15 protein-coding genes are annotated in these 17,437 nt (G+C 66.9%); 3 read left to right on the top strand and 12 right to left on the bottom strand.

Annotated features, from left to right (window positions below):
- Positions 1 to 287: 287 nt before the first annotated feature.
- The 7 genes from asd to RT688_RS02935 form a co-directional block, all read right to left on the bottom strand.
- Entirely contained in the window at positions 288 to 1,427 is a 1,140-nt protein-coding gene (gene asd / locus RT688_RS02905; protein WP_313703339.1) for an aspartate-semialdehyde dehydrogenase, read from the bottom strand.
- A 94-nt stretch (positions 1,428 to 1,521) separates the two neighbouring features.
- Positions 1,522 to 2,607, bottom strand: coding sequence for a 3-isopropylmalate dehydrogenase (gene leuB / locus RT688_RS02910; RefSeq protein ID WP_313703340.1), 1,086 nt, complete (start codon positions 2,605 to 2,607; stop codon positions 1,522 to 1,524).
- A gap of 11 nt (positions 2,608 to 2,618) precedes the next feature.
- Complete coding sequence (gene leuD, locus RT688_RS02915; RefSeq protein WP_313703341.1) at positions 2,619 to 3,266, bottom strand: 3-isopropylmalate dehydratase small subunit; 648 nt, start codon at positions 3,264 to 3,266, stop codon at positions 2,619 to 2,621.
- A gap of 31 nt (positions 3,267 to 3,297) precedes the next feature.
- Entirely contained in the window at positions 3,298 to 3,420 is a 123-nt protein-coding gene (locus RT688_RS02920; protein WP_313703342.1) for a lipoprotein, read from the bottom strand.
- A gap of 39 nt (positions 3,421 to 3,459) precedes the next feature.
- Positions 3,460 to 4,860, bottom strand: coding sequence for a 3-isopropylmalate dehydratase large subunit (gene leuC / locus RT688_RS02925; protein ID WP_313703343.1), 1,401 nt, complete (start codon positions 4,858 to 4,860; stop codon positions 3,460 to 3,462).
- 241 nt (positions 4,861 to 5,101) lie between these two features.
- The gene (locus RT688_RS02930) at positions 5,102 to 6,991 is read right to left on the bottom strand and encodes a chemotaxis protein CheA (RefSeq protein ID WP_313703344.1); all 1,890 of its coding nucleotides are present in this window, start codon (positions 6,989 to 6,991) and stop codon (positions 5,102 to 5,104) included.
- Complete coding sequence (locus RT688_RS02935) at positions 6,991 to 7,839, bottom strand: protein phosphatase CheZ (protein WP_313703345.1); 849 nt, start codon at positions 7,837 to 7,839, stop codon at positions 6,991 to 6,993. The genes RT688_RS02930 and RT688_RS02935 overlap by 1 nt, the downstream gene beginning before the upstream one ends.
- A gap of 387 nt (positions 7,840 to 8,226) precedes the next feature.
- Here RT688_RS02935 and RT688_RS02940 point away from each other — a divergent pair, with 387 nt between their 5' ends.
- The 3 genes from RT688_RS02940 to RT688_RS02950 all read left to right on the top strand — a co-directional run bounded on the left by RT688_RS02940 (position 8,227) and on the right by RT688_RS02950 (position 10,730).
- Positions 8,227 to 8,694 carry a universal stress protein gene (locus RT688_RS02940; RefSeq protein WP_313703346.1) on the top strand — a complete coding sequence of 156 codons (468 nt, stop codon included), beginning with the start codon at positions 8,227 to 8,229 and terminating at the stop codon, positions 8,692 to 8,694.
- A gap of 110 nt (positions 8,695 to 8,804) precedes the next feature.
- Positions 8,805 to 9,449 carry a response regulator transcription factor gene (locus RT688_RS02945; RefSeq protein ID WP_313703347.1) on the top strand — a complete coding sequence of 215 codons (645 nt, stop codon included), beginning with the start codon at positions 8,805 to 8,807 and terminating at the stop codon, positions 9,447 to 9,449.
- A gap of 483 nt (positions 9,450 to 9,932) precedes the next feature.
- Positions 9,933 to 10,730: a helix-turn-helix domain-containing protein gene (locus RT688_RS02950; RefSeq protein ID WP_313703357.1), complete on the top strand. Its 798-nt coding sequence runs from the start codon at positions 9,933 to 9,935 to the stop codon at positions 10,728 to 10,730.
- Positions 10,731 to 10,846: 116 nt separating this feature from the next.
- Here RT688_RS02950 and RT688_RS02955 read toward each other — a convergent pair whose 3' ends face one another.
- From RT688_RS02955 to RT688_RS02975, 5 genes are all read right to left on the bottom strand, one after another.
- A complete protein-coding gene (locus RT688_RS02955) occupies positions 10,847 to 11,659 on the bottom strand; it encodes a glycine zipper 2TM domain-containing protein (RefSeq protein WP_313703348.1) in 813 nt (270 codons plus the stop codon).
- Positions 11,660 to 11,780: 121 nt separating this feature from the next.
- On the bottom strand, positions 11,781 to 12,563 hold the full coding sequence (locus RT688_RS02960; RefSeq protein ID WP_313703349.1) for a LytTR family DNA-binding domain-containing protein: 783 nt from the start codon (positions 12,561 to 12,563) through the stop codon (positions 11,781 to 11,783).
- Entirely contained in the window at positions 12,560 to 13,672 is a 1,113-nt protein-coding gene (locus RT688_RS02965; RefSeq protein ID WP_313703350.1) for a histidine kinase, read from the bottom strand. Before RT688_RS02965 ends, RT688_RS02960 begins: the two co-directional genes overlap by 4 nt.
- A gap of 132 nt (positions 13,673 to 13,804) precedes the next feature.
- The gene (gene pdeM, locus RT688_RS02970; RefSeq protein WP_313703351.1) at positions 13,805 to 14,470 is read right to left on the bottom strand and encodes a ligase-associated DNA damage response endonuclease PdeM; all 666 of its coding nucleotides are present in this window, start codon (positions 14,468 to 14,470) and stop codon (positions 13,805 to 13,807) included.
- Positions 14,467 to 16,926 carry a ligase-associated DNA damage response DEXH box helicase gene (locus RT688_RS02975; RefSeq protein WP_313703352.1) on the bottom strand — a complete coding sequence of 820 codons (2,460 nt, stop codon included), beginning with the start codon at positions 16,924 to 16,926 and terminating at the stop codon, positions 14,467 to 14,469. The genes pdeM and RT688_RS02975 overlap by 4 nt, the downstream gene beginning before the upstream one ends.
- Between the last annotated feature and the right edge of the window lie 511 nt (positions 16,927 to 17,437).

Here is a 17,437-nt window from a genome sequence, read left to right on the forward strand (position 1 = left end):
AAACTGTGTGACGGATGAGCGAACGATGACGATTCGATATCGTCGCGGAAGGCGGGAAATTAGCGGGGTGCTAACGGGTGTGGTTGAGGGGTTAATGCTTTTGTAGGGTGGAAACCTGTGTCCACGCTGTATGGCACCGACGATATGTCGCGAACCCCAACCAGGACTACGATCGTCGGCCAACGTGTCCTGGCCCGGGTATCGACTAATTCAATGCCGTACCGCGTGGACACAGGTGTCCACCCTACAATCACAAAACGCCGCGAATCTCGCGGCGTCGATGTCGATTACTTGTCCAGCACGATGCGCAGCATGCGGCGCAGCGGCTCGGCGGCGCCCCACAGCAGCTGGTCGCCGACGGTGAAGGCCGACAGGTAGTCCGGGCCCATCGACATCTTGCGCACGCGGCCGACCGGGATGCGCAGGGTGCCGGTGACGGCGGCCGGGGTCAGGTCGACGATCGAGGCTTCGCGCGTGTTCGGCACGAACTTCACCCACTCGTTGTCCGAGGCGATGATGTCGTTGATCTCGTCGAGCGGCACGTCCTTCGTCAGCTTGATGGTCAGCGCCTGCGAGTGGCAGCGCATCGCGCCGATGCGCACGCACAGGCCGTCGACCGGGATCGCCTTATTTGCGTCACCCTTGCCGAAGCCTTCGCCGCGGCCGAGGATCTTGTTGGTCTCGGCGCCGGCCTTCCACTCTTCCTTCGACTGGCCGTTGCCCAGGTCCTTGTCGATCCAGGGGATCAGGTTGCCGCCCAGCGGCACGCCGAACTGTTTGGTTTCGTCGGCGGTGAGACCATGCTGGGTCGCCAGCACGGTGCGGTCGATTTCCAGGATGGCCGAGGCCGGGTCGTCCAGCAGGTGCTTGACGCTGCTGTTGATGGTGCCGAACTGGGTCAGCAGTTCGCGCATGTGCTGGGCGCCGCCGCCCGACGCCGCCTGGTAGGTCATGGAGGTCATCCACTCGACCAGGTCGTTCTTGAACAGGCCGCCCAGGCCCATCAGCATGCACGAGACGGTGCAGTTACCGCCGACGAAGTTCTTCACGCCGCGGCCCATGGCGTTCTTGATCACGTCCAGGTTGACCGGATCGAGCACGATGACGGCGTCGTCCTTCATGCGCAGGGTCGAGGCGGCGTCGATCCAGTAGCCGTTCCAGCCGCTGGCCCGCAGCTGCGGATAGACTTCCGTCGTGTAGTCGCCGCCCTGGCAGGAGATGATGATCTCGCACTTCGACAGTTCGGCGACGTCAAGCGCGCTTTTCAGTTTGGTCTCGTTCTTCGCCATGCCCGGGGCGTCGCCGCCCGGGTTCGAGGTGGTGAAGAACACCGGCTCGATATGGTCGAAATCGCCTTCGTCCTGCATGCGCTTCATGAGGACCGACCCGACCATCCCGCGCCAACCAACTAGGCCTACTAACTTCATGTTGTTCCTTTATCTTTCAACGATGCTCGTCGTTTACGCGTGGGCACGGAGTGCCCACCCTACATTTCTCTAACCATCGGGCATTAACGCCGCTTCAGCCCAACGCGTTGACCACCGCGTCGCCCATCTGCTCGGTCGAGACACGGGTCGTGCCCTCTTCGAAGATGTCGGCGGTGCGCAGGCCTTGCGCCAGGACCTGCTTGACGGCGGCCTCGACGCGGTCGGCCTGCTCCGCCTTGCCCAGCGAATAACGCAGCATCATCGCCGCCGACAGGATGGTCGCCAGCGGGTTGGCGATGCCCTGCCCCGCGATGTCCGGCGCCGAGCCGTGCGAGGGTTCGTACAGGCCTTTGTTGTCGGCGTCCAGCGAGGCCGAGGGCAGCATGCCGATCGAGCCGGTCAGCATCGCGGCCGCGTCCGACAGGATGTCGCCGAACATGTTGCCGGTGACGATGACGTCGAACTTCTTCGGCGCGCGCACCAGCTGCATCGCGGCGTTATCGACGTACATGTGCTCGAGCGCGACGTCCGGATAATCCTTGTGCACTTCGGTGACGATGTCGCGCCAGAACTGGAAGGTTTCCAGCACGTTCGCCTTGTCGACGCTGGTCACGCGCCTGTCCCGTTTTTGCGCGGCCTGGAAGGCGACGTGGGCGATGCGGCGGATCTCGCCTTCGGCGTAGCGCATGGTGTCGAAGCCCTCGCGCTGGCCCTTGAACGGGCCGTCCGGGCATTCGCGCACGCCGCGCGGCTTGCCGAAATAGATGTCGCCGGTCAGTTCGCGGATGATCAGGATGTCGAGGCCCGACACCACTTCCGGTTTCAGGGTCGAGGCGCCGGCCAGTTCCGGGTACAGGATGGCCGGGCGCAGGTTGGCGAACAGGCCGAGTTCGCGGCGCAGGCCGAGGATCGCCTGCTCGGGGCGCAGCGCGCGCTCGAGCGTGTCGTACTTGTAGTCGCCGACGGCGCCGAACAGGACCGCGTCGGCCTCTTTCGCCAGCTTCAGGGTCGCTTCCGGCAGCGGGTGGCCGTGGGCCGCATAGCCGGCGCCGCCCACTTCCGCGCGCTCCATCTCGAAGGATTCGCCGAGCGCTTCCAGCACGCGCACGGCCTGGGCCATGATTTCGGGACCGATGCCGTCGCCCGGCAGGATGGCGATCTTGTTCATATGCGTGGTCATGCGTTCGTCTTTCAGATGGTGTTGGCCAGCCAGGGCTGGCGCGCCAGGTGGCGTTCCTCGAAGGCGCGGATCTCGTCGGCGTGGCGCAGGGTCAGGCCGATGTCGTCCAGGCCGTTGAGCAGGCAGTACTTGCGGAACGCGTCGATGGCGAACTCGAGCTTGACGCGCCCGTCGGGGGTGCGCAGCACCTGATTTTCCAGGTCGACAGTCAACTTGAAACCAATGGACGCCTTGACTTCATTGAACAGCTGGTCGACCTGGGCTTCGCTCAGCACGATCGGCAGCAGGCCGCTCTTGTAGCAGTTGTTGAAGAAGATGTCGGCAAAGCTCGGCGCGACGATCGCCTTGATTCCATACTGCTGCAGCGCCCAGGGCGCGTGCTCGCGCGAGGAGCCGCAGCCGAAGTTCTTGCGGGTCAGCAGGATCGACGCTCCCTGGTAGCGCGGCTGGTTCAGCACGAAGTCCGGATTCAACGGACGGGTGCTGCAGTCCTGGCCCGGCTCGCCGTGGTCGAGGTAGCGCCATTCGTCGAACAGGTTCGGGCCGAAGCCGGTGCGCCGGATCGATTTCAGGAACTGCTTCGGAATGATGGCGTCGGTGTCGACGTTGGCGCGGTCGAGCGGCGCCACCAGGCCTTCGTGTACGGTGAATTTGTCCATGCTCCTGCTCCCGAATCTGTTGTCTTCGTTGTTACTTGCCGCCGGCGCCGGTGACGACCTGGCCGACTTTCTGCACGTCGCGGCCGATGCCGGAAATCGTGTTGCAGCCTGCGAGAGCGATGGCGATCAGGGAGAGGGCGAATACTTTTTTCATGGTCTGTCGATGGGTTGAATGTGAATGAAAGAATGCGAATCAGAGGGCGCGCACGTCGACGAAGTGACCTGCGATGCCCGCCGCGGCGGCCATCGCCGGCGACACCAGGTGGGTGCGCCCCCCCTGGCCCTGGCGGCCTTCGAAGTTGCGGTTCGAGGTCGAGGCGCAGCGCTCGCCCGGCTCGAGGCGGTCGGCGTTCATCGCCAGGCACATCGAGCAACCAGGTTCGCGCCACTCGAAGCCGGCGGCCTTGAAGATTTTATCAAGACCTTCGCGCTCGGCCTGCTCTTTCACCAGGCCGGAACCCGGCACCACCAGCGCCAGCTTGACGTTCGAGGCGCGCTGGCGCCCGCGCACGACGGCGGCGGCGGCGCGCAAGTCCTCGATGCGCGAGTTGGTGCAGGAGCCGATGAAGACCTTGTCGATGCGGATGTCCTCGATCGCGGTGTTCGGTTCCAAGGCCATGTAGGTCAGCGCCTTTTCCATCGCGTCGCGGCGCACGGCGTCCTTTTCCTGCTCGGGATCGGGCACGCGGCCGTCGATCGAGGTCACCATCTCGGGCGAGGTGCCCCAGGTGACCTGCGGCCGGATCTCGGCGGCGTCGAGGGTGACGACCATGTCGAACTTCGCGCCCGGATCGGTGTGCAGGGTGCGCCAGTAGGCCACCGCCTGTTCCCACTGCGGGCCAACCGGGGAAAACGGACGGCCCTTCACGTAGTCGATGGTGGTGTCGTCGACCGCCACCATGCCGGCGCGCGCGCCCGCCTCGATCGCCATGTTACAGACCGTCATGCGCCCTTCCATCGACAGCGAGCGGATGGTCGAGCCGGCGAATTCGATGGCGTAGCCGGTGCCGCCGGCGGTGCCGATCCTGCCGATCACGGCCAGCACGATGTCCTTCGCGGTCACGCCCGGCGGCAACGCGCCGTCGACCTGGACCAGCATGGCCTTCGACTTTTTCGCCAGCAGCGTCTGGGTCGCCAGCACGTGCTCGACCTCGGAGGTGCCGATGCCGTGCGCCAGGCAACCGAAGGCGCCGTGGGTCGAGGTGTGCGAGTCGCCGCACACCACCGTCATGCCCGGCAGGGTCGCGCCCTGCTCCGGGCCGATCACGTGGACGATGCCCTGGCGCTTGTCGTTCATGTTGAAGTAGGTGAGGCCGAAGCTCTTCGTATTCGCGTCGAGGGTCTCGACCTGCAGGCGCGAGGTGGGGTCGGCGATGCCTTCGCGGCGGTCGGTGGTCGGGACGTTGTGGTCGGCCACCGCCAGGTTGGCGGAGGTGCGCCACAGGCCGCGGCCGGCTTCGCGCAGGCCCTCGAAGGCCTGCGGGCTGGTCACTTCGTGGACCAGGTGGCGGTCGATGTACAGCACCGTCGTGCCGTCGGCGTCGGCACGCACGACGTGGGCATCCCAGAGTTTGTCGTAGAGGGTCTTTAACATGCGGTTTCCTGTGGCGGGCGCCTGAAAATGGGGAGCGTTTTCGATTATGCACACAATTGTGCAGTGCGGCAAGCGCACCCTTTCCGCATGATTCTGCCAATACGTCGATATCAATGCAAATTTTATTTGCACGTAAATACCTGGATGCAAATAAAAAAAGCCCGCGCACGCAGTGCACAGGCTTTTTGTTGCCGGGGCCGGGTTGGCCCAGATTCACGACTTTGGTGCGAGCCGGCGCCCCTTACGCCGCCATGCGCACCGTGCTGCGGCAGCCGTCCATCAGGAAGGACAGGCCGACCACCAGCACTAGCTCGCCTTCGGCGGAACGGGCGGTGCCGGTGATGCCCTCGACGGTCAGCGCCGTCATCGGCTTGATCACCAGGTCGGCGGTGCCGTCGACCGCTTCCACCGCCAGGATGTAGGGCTGCGGGGCGTTGATGACGATGCCGACGCGTTCCGGGGCTTCCTCGTAGCCGAGGGCGCCGGCCAGCGAGCGCACCGGCAGCGGACGGCCCTGGTCCTTCAGCACCGGGGCGCCGCCGACGTTCGAGAAGGTCTCGGGCAGCTCGACCACGCGCTCGACCACCGCCATCGGCAGCGCCAGCGAGGCGCCCGAGGTGGAGACCAGCATGGTCGGCACGATCGACAGTTCGATCGGCAGGCGGATCGCGAACTTGGTGCCCGAACCGAGCTGGGAATCGATGCGGATCGCGCCGCGGTTCTTTTCCACCGCGGTCTTGACCACGTCCATGCCCACGCCGCGGCCCGAGACCGAGGAAGCCACTTCCTTGGTCGAGAAGCCCGGCAGGAACACCAGCTGGTAGGCGTCCTCGTCGTTCGGGGCGCCGTTCTCGCCGATCAGGCCCTTCTCAAACGCCTTCTTGCGCAGCTTGACCGGGTCCATGCCCTTGCCGTCGTCCTGCAGCACGATCATGACGCTGTTCGCCTCCTGCCAGGCCTTCAGCAGGATGAAGGCCTTGGCCGGCTTGCCGGCCGCGAGGCGGTCCTGCGGCGACTCGACGCCGTGGTCGAGCGCATTGCGCAGCATGTGCACCAGCGGGTCGTACAGGCTGTCGACGACGACGCGGTCGACTTCGGTCTCGGCGCCTTCGATGGTCAGCTCGACGTCCTTGCCGAGGTCCTTCGCCAGTTCGCGCACCAGGCGCGGGAACTTCTGGAACAGGCGGCCCACCGGCTGCATGCGGGTCGCCAGCGTGGCGCGCTGCAGTTCGGCCGAGTAGCGCGAGGCGCGCTCCAGGGTCTCGGTCAGCGTCGCCATCAGGGTCGCGGCCTGGCCTTCGAACTTGAACTGCGACAGGCGTTCGAGCAGCACGGCGGCCTGGTTGGCGGCCTGCACCGATTCGCCGGCCACTTCCAGCAGCGCGTCGAGCTTGACCGCGTCGATGCGGATGCTCTCGTCCTTGGCCGGGGCGGCGGCGGCGCGCGCTTCGGCCACCTTGTTGTCCTGGCGGCGCTCGATGCCGTCCCAGCCCGGCTTGGCGCCGGCGGCAGGAACGGCGGCGGCGGCCGACGCGGCTTCCGGCTGCGCGGCGGCCGGCGCGGCGGCGCCAGGCGCCTCGGCGCCGATGGCGTTCGCGGCCGGAACCACGGCGTTGTACATCGCGGTCCAGTCGAGGCCATCCTCGCCAGTTGCGGCGGCGGGCGCGGAGACGGCGGCCGGCGCCGGCTCGGCCACAGGCACGGCCGCAGGTGTGGGCGCGGCTTGGACAGCAGGCGCCGCCTCGGTCTTGCCTTCGATCGCGTCCATCAGGATGCGTTCGAGGTCCTGCGGCATCGAGGCCAGCTGTTCCGGTGGGGTACCGTTGTTCAGGTCGCCCAGCTGGTCGGCCACGAAGCCGGAGGCCTGCAGCGCCGCCTCGATTGCCAGCGGCGTCACGGGCGCCGCGCCGGTGCGCAGCGCGTCGAACAGGTTCTCGGTCAGGTGGCAGGCCGCGACCAGGGCCGGCAGGCCCATGAAGCCGGCGCCGCCCTTGATCGTGTGGAAGGAGCGGAACACCGCGTTCAGCGTTTCCTTGTTTTCGGGGTCGCGTTCGAGGCGCAGCAGATGCTCTTCAACATTGACTGCCAGATCCATCGCCTCGACGACGAAATCCTTGAGCATATCGTCCATTAGAATCCCAGCTCGGCAAGAAGATCATCGACATTGTCCTGGTCCAGCGCCACATCCGGCACGGACGGGCCCTGCATCAGCGGCGCCGGCGCGGCTTCCTTCTCGGCCAGCTTGGCGCGGGTTTCCGGCGGGGCGTTGTCGCGCAGCAGCTGGGCCAGCTCGTTCTCGACGGTCTTGGTGATCGCGACCACCTTCTTGATCAGCTGGCCGGTGATGTCCTGGAAGTCCTGGGCCATCATGATCTCGAGCAGGCGCGCCTTTTCGGCCTCGGTCGCTTCCGAGACGGCTTGCGCGAACTGGCGCGAGTCGCCGGCCAGGGCCTTGAACTGCTCCAGGCTGAGCTTGCCCGAGAACAGGTCGTCCCAGCGCGTTTCCATGTCCTGGGCCTGCTTCGACAGCTTGTCCTGGGCCGGCATGCCGTCGTCCAGGGTGTTGAGCACCTTGTTGGCGGCCTGCTCGGTCAGCGTGGCGACGTATTCCAGGCGGTCCTGGGCGTCCACGATCTGCGACGACGCTTCGGTCAGCGCACGGTCGTAGCCCAGCTCGCGCAGCGAGTCGTGCAGCAGGCGGACGATGCCGCCCAGGCGTTCGTACATGTTCTTGTCGCCCTCGCCTTCAGCGGAAGGCATGGCGATGGCCGCCATATCGGCTGCCGGCGCGGCTGCCGGGGCGGCTGCCGATGCGGCGCCCCCCTGGCCTGCCGCCACCTGCTCGAACAGCGCTTCCAGGTCGTCCTCGTCGGCGCTGGCGGCTGCCGGGGCAGGCGCGGCGGGAGCCGGCGCCGCACTGGCACGCTGGGCCGCCACTTCCTCGAAAAGTGCGTCGAAATCGTCAGCGGCGTCGGTCATAATCCCTGCTTCTCCATAATATAAATGTCGCGGTTTGCGTGCGTTGGTCCGTTGGGTGATGCGGACTTTCGCGCGCGTGAACCACCTCGCTGAAAGCCCAAAGAGTAGTTGGCGAGTGTAGCAGCGCAGTTGCCGTAGGTAAATGTCGGAGATCGCGTTACAACAAAATGGACAAGGAAACTTAATTCCGCGACAATAAAACCATGCGGTTCCTGAATCTTTTCACAAGCCAGGTGTTGTTTTTGTGGTCGTGCCGATTGTGCGCTGTTTTCCCGGGGACTCTTGCCCGAGCGAGCTCATGTTTGACCAAAATCAACTGGTTGCGCTATCACAATCAAACGACCGCGTACTAGGCGCCACAATACGTGCTGTCAGGGAGGGCTCATCATGTACCGGAAAATTCTGATCACCACCGACGGTTCGGCCGTGTCGCAACACACGGCCTGCGCCGGCGTGAAGTTCGCGCAGCAGATGGGTGCCGAAGTGCTGGCCCTGTTCGTCGCCCCCGAGTACCAGTATCCCGTCTATGTCGAGATCATTCCGCCCTCTTACCCGAGCGAGGAGGAATACGTGGCGCAGATGAGGCGCATGGGCGAGGACTACATGGGCCGCATCATGCGCTCCTGCGCCGCCGCCAGCCTGCAGCACAGCTGCATGACCGCCTTTTCCGACGCCACCGCCCTGAAGATCGTCGAGGTCGCCGAGCAGCAGGGCTGCGACCTGATCTTCATGGGGTCGCACGGACGCAGCGGCTGGGGCCAGCTCCTGCTCGGCAGCGTGACCAACAAGGTGTTGTCGCACACGACCAAGCCGGTGCTGGTGCACCGCCTGATCAGCGAGCCGGCCGCCGGCTGAACCGGCAAAGAGACCGCGCCTCCGGCTGTCGCCCCGAGCGGCGACCGCCGAAGGCGATATACATGATATGAAAGAGACGGCTGCGGCATGCCGGGGCCAGGGGAGGCAACATGATAAGAATCGTCATCGCAGATGATCACACCATCATGCGCGAGGGGCTCAAGCGCATCCTCGACGGCGCGCTCGACGTCGAGATCGTCGGCGAGGCCACCAACGGCTTCGAGGTGCTGTCGCTGGTGCGCCAGGGCGGCTTCGACCTGCTCCTGCTCGACCTGTCGATGCCGGGACGCAGCGGCGTCGACCTGATCCGCCAGGTCCGCAGCGAAGCGCCAAAGCTGGCGATCCTGATCCTCACCATGCACGAGGAAGAACAATACGCGGTGCGCGCAATCCGGGCCGGCGCCCAGGGCTACCTGACCAAGGAAAGCGCGGGCACCCAGCTGGTCGGCGCCATCCGCAAGGTCGCCTCCGGCCGCCCCTACATCAGCACCGAGGTGGCCGAGCAGCTGGCGCTGAACATCATGGCGCCGAACGAGCAACTGCTGCACAAACAACTCTCGGATCGCGAATTCGAGGTATTCTCGTTACTCGTAGGGGGTAAATCGATCACCGAGATCGCCAACAACCTGCACCTGTCGGTGAAGACCGTCAGTACCCACAAGACGCGGATCATGCAGAAGATGGGCATGACCTCGCTGTCGGAAATGGTGCAATATGCAGTGGCGCACCGCCTGCTGGCGCCGATGCAGGCCTAGCGCGCGCGGCAAGACTCCACGGCGGCGTTGCCTCGTCCCGCCGTACTATTGAAGCGGCGTCGTCAGGGCGCGCCGGGTCAAGAAACTTTGACACCGTCCAGTAGCATTCGTGCCACCCGCGCCACGCGCAGCTTGCGCAAACCGGACAGCCCGTCCGGTATCGCCAGCTCCGCCTTTCCCTCGGCGACACGCACTAACGGTAAGAATATTCCTACAGTCCTACCAACCCTCCTACCTACACATTCAGCCATTGCTGATACCCCTGCCGAACTCGTGTTGGCATACTGAATCCAGCGTTTCGACTTGCTTGCGATCTACTTTCTCACCGTAAGCCAAGCCTGCCGCTTTTCTGGATTCCTATTGAAGCACCGGCAAGGCCCGCATGGCCAAGCCCGAATGTTTTCTTCACTGGAGATGAGCATGCAGTCCCAGCCAACGACAGATCAACGCAGTGCCAGCACGTCGACCATGCATTCGGCCCCGATGGAAGCCGGTCGCCAACGACAAGGCCGGCTGTGGTCCAACCTGAAGGAGGTCTGCGACCTGCTCCATATCCCGGCCGCGGTCTCGGTCAATTCCGAAGAGTTGCTGTTCCAGCACGTACAGTTCAAGACCGGCCAGCGCGTCCACACCATCGGCCAGGCTTTCGATACCTTGTACATCGTCAACTCCGGCTTCCTGAAAACCGTCCTCATCGACGAGTTCGGCAACGAACAGGTCCTAAGCTTCCCCATGAAGGGCGACATGCTCGGCGTCGACGGCATCCACACCCGCCACTATGCCTCGGAGGCGGTGGCGCTGTCGGATTGCGACCTGATCCTGCTGCCGTTCAAGAAACTGACCGCACTCGGCCGGGTCCACATGGAGCTGGAAAACCTGATGTACGGCGTGATGAGCCGCGAACTGGTGCGCGAACAGGCCATGATCGGCATGCTCGGCGCGCTGTCGGCCGAAGCCCGGGTGGCGCGCTTCCTGGTGTCGCTGGCCGACCGCTTCGCGGCGATGGGTTATTCGAGCAAGCTGTTCAACCTGCGCATGACGCGCCACGAGATCGGCAGCTACCTCGGCCTGACCCTGGAAACCGTGAGCCGCACGCTGTCGGCCTTCAACGAAATCGGCCTGATCACCGTCGACCAGCGCACCATCGGCATCAAGGACGCCGAAGCGCTCAAGACCCTGCGCCGCCTGCCGCCGTCGCGCTCGCGCACCAAGCAGGCCGGCGCCAAGCAGAAGGCCGAACTCGACGCCGCCGGCGACGACCAGATCCTGGCGACGGCTTGAGCGGCCCGCATCGCCGGGACGCGCCCGGCCGATGGGCGGCTCCGGAAGTTCCCGGTTTCCCAAGGAGACCGTGAACCTCCGGGGCTGTTTTCTTTGTTACAGCCTCACCGGCGATGTCACTGGTCGCGCGAGAGCACGCCGTCGTTCACGCGCACGGCCTCGCCGACGCGAAAGCCCGGATCGTTGTCGTAGCGCAGGGTCTGGGTAGCGCCGCTGCCCGTATAGCGCACCACCACTTCGTAGCGATCTTTCGCACGGGCATTGCGCTCGACGCTGCGTCCGACCATCGCGCCGCCGACGGCGCCGGCCACCGTGGCCGCGGTGCGGCCGCTGCCGCTGCCGACCTGGTTGCCCAGCAAGCCACCGACCACGGCGCCGCCGGCCGTGCCCAGCATGCTGTTGTCCCCTTCGGCCCGGACCACGTTCACCGATTCGACCGTCGCGCAATTGGTGCAGTAGCGCGCCGTTCTCGGCGCCGTGGTCGTGCGCTGGGCCGTCAGCTCGCGCCGCGCGACCGGCGGCGCGCCGTCGCGCACCAGGGTTTCACGCAGCGTCTCGCTGGTGAAACGGGTGCCCAGGCGCAGGTCGGCGCTGGCCCTGCTGTCGTTCCGGATGCGGTCGTGGGTGCCGACGGTGTAGGTGCCGACGTACTGGCCCGGATCGGTCTCGGTCAGGTGCAGGTTGCGCGTCGCGCCGTCGATCTTGACGGTCGCGTTGCCGCCGGGCGTGCCGTACAGGTCGAAGTGCAGCGCGACGCCGGGCGCGATGCGCGGCACCTCCTCGACATTGAAGCCGCGGATCGCGGGCGCGGGCAGATTGTCGCGCGCATCGTATCCTGCCTGGGCCTGCGCGGGCAGCGGCGCCATCGCCATGGGAGCGAGGGGCAGCATTGCGCACAGCAGGCTGGACAGGGTAGCTCGTACTTTCATGATTGCCTCCATCGGATAGGACAAGTCCGATACCTGGCTTCAAGGTACGCCTGCTGGGGCGCGCTGACCGTGCGCCAGCGTACCGTGCGCGGCGAGCACAGCCGTATTAGCCCGATGACCTCTACATTTGGCGGAACAGGTGGGCGTAGACCGGGCTCACGCGCAGCCTTTCGGGCCGGTTGCGCAGCACCAGCACCACCTTCCCCATCGTGTCGCGCGAGGCGGCCGATACGCAGCGCATGTTCACCACCGTCCCGCGGCTGACCTGGTGGAAGCGCTCCGGGTCCAGCTGGGGCAGCAATTCCTTCAGCGACAGGCGAATCAGGGCTTCGCTGTCGGCGGTGGCGACGTTCACGTACTTGTCGACCGCCTGGAAGAACACCACCTCCTCCACCGGGATCATGCGCACCATGTTGCCGACCGCGGCGCGGATGAGTGTCAGGCGCTCGGGCGCCGCCACCGCCGGCAGCAGCGCCTGCAGCTGGGTCAGCAAACCGTCCAGGCCGCCGTTGCCCTGGCGCGCCGCCAGCAGCGCGCGCAGGCGCTCGACCGTGCGCGCCAGGCGCGCCTCGTTGGCCGGCTTGAGCACGTAGTCGGCGGCGGCCTGCTCGAAGGCCCGCACCGCGTACTCGTCGTAGGCGGTGACGAACACCACCTGCGGAAACGGTTCGGGGCCTTCCCAGCGCTCGGCCAGCTCCTCGGCCGCCTCCAGGCCGGTCTGACCCGGCATCTTGATGTCGAGGAAGAGGACGTCGGGCTTGAGCGCCAGCGCCTGCTCGACCGCGGCCACGCCGTTGGGCGCCGTGGCGACGATCTCCAGTTCCGGCCACAGGCGCTGCAGGCTGCGCGCCAGGGTGGCGGCGAGGATCGGTTCGTCTTCGGCAATCAGGGCGCGGATGCTCATGGGGTCTCCAGTGGAAGGGTGAGTCGGACGATGGTGCCTTCGGGCTCTGCCTGGGCGAGGACGACGGCGGCACGCTCGCCGTACAGCACCTGCAGGCGCTCGCGGGTGGTGGTGACGCCGACACCGCCGCCGCCGCCGCTGCATCGAGCGCCGCCCTGCCCGGTCTGGTTTAAGCCGAGCCCGCTGTCGCGCACGGTGATCTCCAGCAGGCCCTCGCTGGCATGGGCGGACATCAGGATGTCGCCGCCGTCGATCTTCGGCTCCAGCCCGTGCACGATGGCGTTCTCGACGAGCGGCTGCAGCAGCAGCGGCGGCAGCCGCGCCGCGCGCAGTGCCGGCGGCAGCTCCAGGCGGTAAGCCAGCCGCTCGCCCATGCGCACCTGCATCAGCCCGAGATAGGCGTCCATCGCCGCGAATTCCTGTTCCAGCGTGGTGCTTTCCGAGCGCGTGGCGCCCAGGGTGGCGCGCAGGTACTGGATCAACTGGTCGAGCATCAGCCCGGCCCGATCGGGATCCAGCGCGATCAGGCCCTGCAGGTTGGCCAGGGTGTTGAACAGCATGTGCGGCTCGATCTGGGCCTGGAGCAGGCGCAACTGGGCCTGCACCGCCTGGCGCTCGACCACCTCGGCGCGCAGGCGTGCCTCCTGGTGCTCGCGCCGGATGCGGGCGACGCGCTCGCGGTGCTCGACCAGCAGCACCATCAGGCAGATGCACAGGAAGGTCAGGACGACCATGCTCAGGCGGCCGATCGTCGGGTAGTCGACCAGGGCCGGCGGCCGGTGGCCGAACAGCAGGCCGCCCATCCGCGTGCCGCCGAAATGCGCGACCGCGGCCGTGACCAGCATCAGCAGCAGGAACGCTGCCCACTGGCCCGGACGCCGGCTCGGCCCGGGCCAGATCCGCAGGCGCGCCAGGTCGACGATGACAAAGGCGCCCACGCCGATGAAGCCGGAATAGACGAGCTGCTCGTACAGGGTTTCGGGCTGGCCGACGACCAGGGTGATGCAGACCGCGGCTGCGATGCTGATGACGGCCGCGACGCCCAGGTCCGGGAGCATGCGCGCCAGCAGGGGGCGCTGGACCCCGTCGGAGTCGGAATGAAGGGACATCGGCGCTCTCGTGTTGATCAAAAGGAATGAGCGCAATTGTGCCGCTGCCTGCGATGCCGGGCAAGCCGCCTGCGACGAAGCCGGGAACGGCGGCGACGAAACAGGATGCGGGCGGCGCGAAACGTGGCTTGGCTAGCGTACCGCCGCGTGCACCGTTTCGCCCGAAGTGACGTAGATCGCGTCGCCCGCCTCGCGCGTGACGACGTGGCCGCCGGTGAAGGAACCGAAGGACGGCAGGATCATGCGCCGGCGCCCGACCACGAAGCACGGCAGGCGCAGCGCGTCGAAGCGGGTGGCCAGCACCCAGGCAGGGTGGACGTGGCCGGCGAGCGCATAGCCGGGAGCGTCCAGGTCGGGATGGTGGCAGAAGGCGAAGGGGCCCGAGGCATGCGGCTCGTCCACCAGCGCGATGCCGAGGGCGGCGGCCGGGTCGCCCGCGTGGCGGTCGTGGTTGCCGCGCACCAGGGTCAGTTGCAGGTCGGGCCGGGTATGGCGCCAGGCCAGCATCGCCTGCTGGGTGCTGGATGCGTGCGCCGCGCGCGCGTGCAGGAAGTCGCCCAGGAACATCACCTCGCGCGCGCCGTGGGCCTCGATCAGCGCGTCGAGCGCATTCAGGTTCTCGGTGGTGGTCCCGCGCGGCACCGGCACCCCGAGGGCGCGGAACGAGGCCGCCTTGCCGAAGTGGATGTCGGCGATGACCAGCATCTCCCGCGCCGGCCAGTAGACGGCCTTTTCCGGCAACAGCAGCAGGCGCTCGCCCGCGACCTCGACGGCGGCGTGGCCGGCACCCGCACTCATGCGGCCGCCGCCTTTTCCAGTTCGCGCACCATGCGCGCCACCCGGTCCGACAGCTTCTCGGTGCTGACCTTCTCGCGGAAGCGCTCGACCATCAGGGCGAAGCCGAAGGGCGTGGCGCGCCGCACCTCGCGGTAGGCAATTTTCCGCGCGTGCAGCTCGACCAGGGTGTCGCGCAGGCGGGTCAGTTCCAGCTCCTGCTCCAGCACCTCGCGCTCGGCCTGGGTGAGCAGCAGGTTGCCGCGGTCGTGCTTGCGGAAGACCTCGAAGAACAGCGAGGACGAGGCCTGCACCTGGCGCGTCGACTTCGGCTGGCCCGGATAGCCCTGGAACACCAGCCCGGCGATGCGCGCCACCTCGCGAAAGCGCTGCTGCGACAGCTGGGTCGCGTTCAGGCTGTCCAGCACGTCTTCCAGCAGCCGATCGGTGTCGAACAGCCCGACCTCGAGCCCCGTCTCGCCGTCGAATTCCCCGGCCCAGTCGACCGGATCGGGCGAGAGCAGCTCGAAACCATAGTCGTTGACCGCGATCGAGAAGGTGATCGGCTGGCGCCGCCCGATGCGCCAGGCGAACAGCGAGGCCAGCCCCGTGTGCACCGAGCGCCCGGCGAACGGGTAGATGAACAGGTGCCAGCCTTCGCGGCTTTTCATGGTCTCGAGCACCAGGGTGTCGCTGGTGGGCAGCGCCGACCAGCGCTGCTGGATCTCGATCAGCGGCCGGATCGCCGCCATTTCCGGTCCCTCGAAGCGTCCTTCGCCGGCCTGGCGCAGCTGCTCGAGCGCGGCGTGCGCCAGCTCCGAGGACATCGGCATCTTCGCGCCCTGCCAGCGCGCGATCGCGCCGCGGCTGCCGGTCGCGCGTTTCACGAACGCCGTCATCTCGTGCACCCGCACGAACTCGAGGATGCGCCCGCCGAACAGGAAATGGTCGCCCGGCTTCAGGCGCGAGATGAAGGATTCCTCCATGCTGCCGATGCGCCCGCCGCTGACGAATTTCACCTGCATGGTCGCGTCCGAGACGATGGTGCCGATGCCCATCCGGTGACGGCGGCCGATGCCGACGTCCGGCACCCGGTAGACGCCCTCCTCGTCCGGCAGCACGCGCCGGTATTCCGGGTACACGGTCAGGCTCTGCCCGCCGCGCGCGACGAAGTCGAGCGCCCACTGCCACTCCTCCTCGTTCAGCTCGCGGTAGGACCAGGCGCGCCTGACTTCCTCGAACAGCTCACCGGAGCGAAAGCCCCCGCCCAGCGCCACCGTCACCAGGTGCTGCACCAGCACGTCGAAGGGTTTATTGGGCACGTAGCGCCCTTCGATCCTGCGCTGGGCCACCGCGACCTTGGCGCCGGCCGCCTCCAGGATCTCCAGGCTGTTGGTCGGCACCAGGGTGACGCGCGAGACCCGCCCCGGCGCGTGGCCGCTGCGCCCGGCGCGCTGCAGCAGGCGCGCGATGCCCTTGGCGCTGCCGACCTGGAGCACGCGCTCGACCGGCAGGAAGTCCACGCCCAGGTCGAGGCTGGCGGTGCAGATCACGGCCTTCAGTTCCCCTTTTTTCAGGCCCATCTCGACCCAGTCGCGCACCTCGCGCGCCAGCGAACCGTGGTGCAGCGCGATCACGCCGGCCCAGTCGGGCCGTGCGTCGAGGATGTTCTGGTACCAGATCTCGGACTGGGCGCGGGTGTTGGTGAACACCAGGGTCGCGTCGTAGTGCTCGATCTCGTCGATCACGGGCTGCAACATCTGCATGCCCAGGTGGCCGCCCCAGGGAAAGCGCGAGACGTCCTTCGGGATCAGCGAGTCGACCACGATCTGCTTCCTGGTGTCGCCCTCGACCAGCACGCCCGGCGCATCGCCCAGCAGCACCCGCCGCGCAAGATCCAGGTCGCCCATCGTCGCCGACACGCCCCAGGTGACCAGCTCCGGGCGCCAGGTGCGCAGGCGCGCCAGCGCCAGCTGCACCTGCACGCCGCGCTTGCTGCCCATCAGTTCGTGCCACTCGTCGATGACGATCATGTCGAGGTGCTTGAACTGTTCGCGGGCGGCGGCATGCGAGAGCAGCAGCGACAGGCTCTCGGGCGTGGTGACGAGCGCCGTGGGCCAGTTGCGCGACTGCCGTGCGCGTTCGGCCGAGCCGGTGTCGCCGGTGCGCGCGCCGATCGTCCAGCCTGGCGCCAGCGCGGCCGCGGACTCTTCCAGCGCGCGCAGGGTGTCGGCGGCCAGCGCGCGCATCGGCGTGATCCACAAGACGCGCAGGCCGCCCGTCCTTTTGCTCTTGGCGAGCCCGCCGCGCTGCAGGGCCGCGAACCAGACCGCGAAGGTCTTGCCGGCGCCGGTGTTCGCGTGCAGCAGCCCGGACTGCCCGGCCAGCGCCGCCTTCCATACTTCGCGCTGGAAGGGGAAGGCCTTCCAGCCGCGCGCGGCGAACCAGGCGCGCACCTCGCTTGCGCTCGGCCCGCTCATGCACGCGCGGCGGCTGGCGCCGTGAGGGATGAATCGTCGGAATCCAGGTGTGTCAACGTACTTGCCTCGTCATCGGATGGACTGCCAGGTTGGCCTCGGGACGGCATGCGGCGCGTCCCGTCATGCGGGCAGGCCGGGCCCGCATCCAGTCTAACAAAATGCCTCGACAGGAGACGCCGCCAAGCGTGCCCGCCCTTTTTGCAGCAATTTCTTCTGCTCTTTCTTCAGCCCTTTTTCCTGCCGGCCCGCCGCGGCGCGGCGCCGGCTATGACAGCCAGGGATCGCATTGATTTTTTGGGGAGTACTTGAATGTAGTGCCGTCATGCGAGTAATGTCTTCGACTTCAACACACGATCGGCAAGCGCTTCGGCGGACGGCAAGCAGTCAGATGAGCGAACGGCAAAGGCGAAGGGATGACGGTACCGCGAACGTGGTGGCGCGCGGCGTGAACATCCTCGAAGTGCGCGACCGGACGGTGGCGCGCAACTACATGGAATACAAGCGGGTGCCG

The organism is Massilia sp. (assembly GCF_032106685.1).
Classification (GTDB): domain Bacteria; phylum Pseudomonadota; class Gammaproteobacteria; order Burkholderiales; family Burkholderiaceae_D; genus Telluria.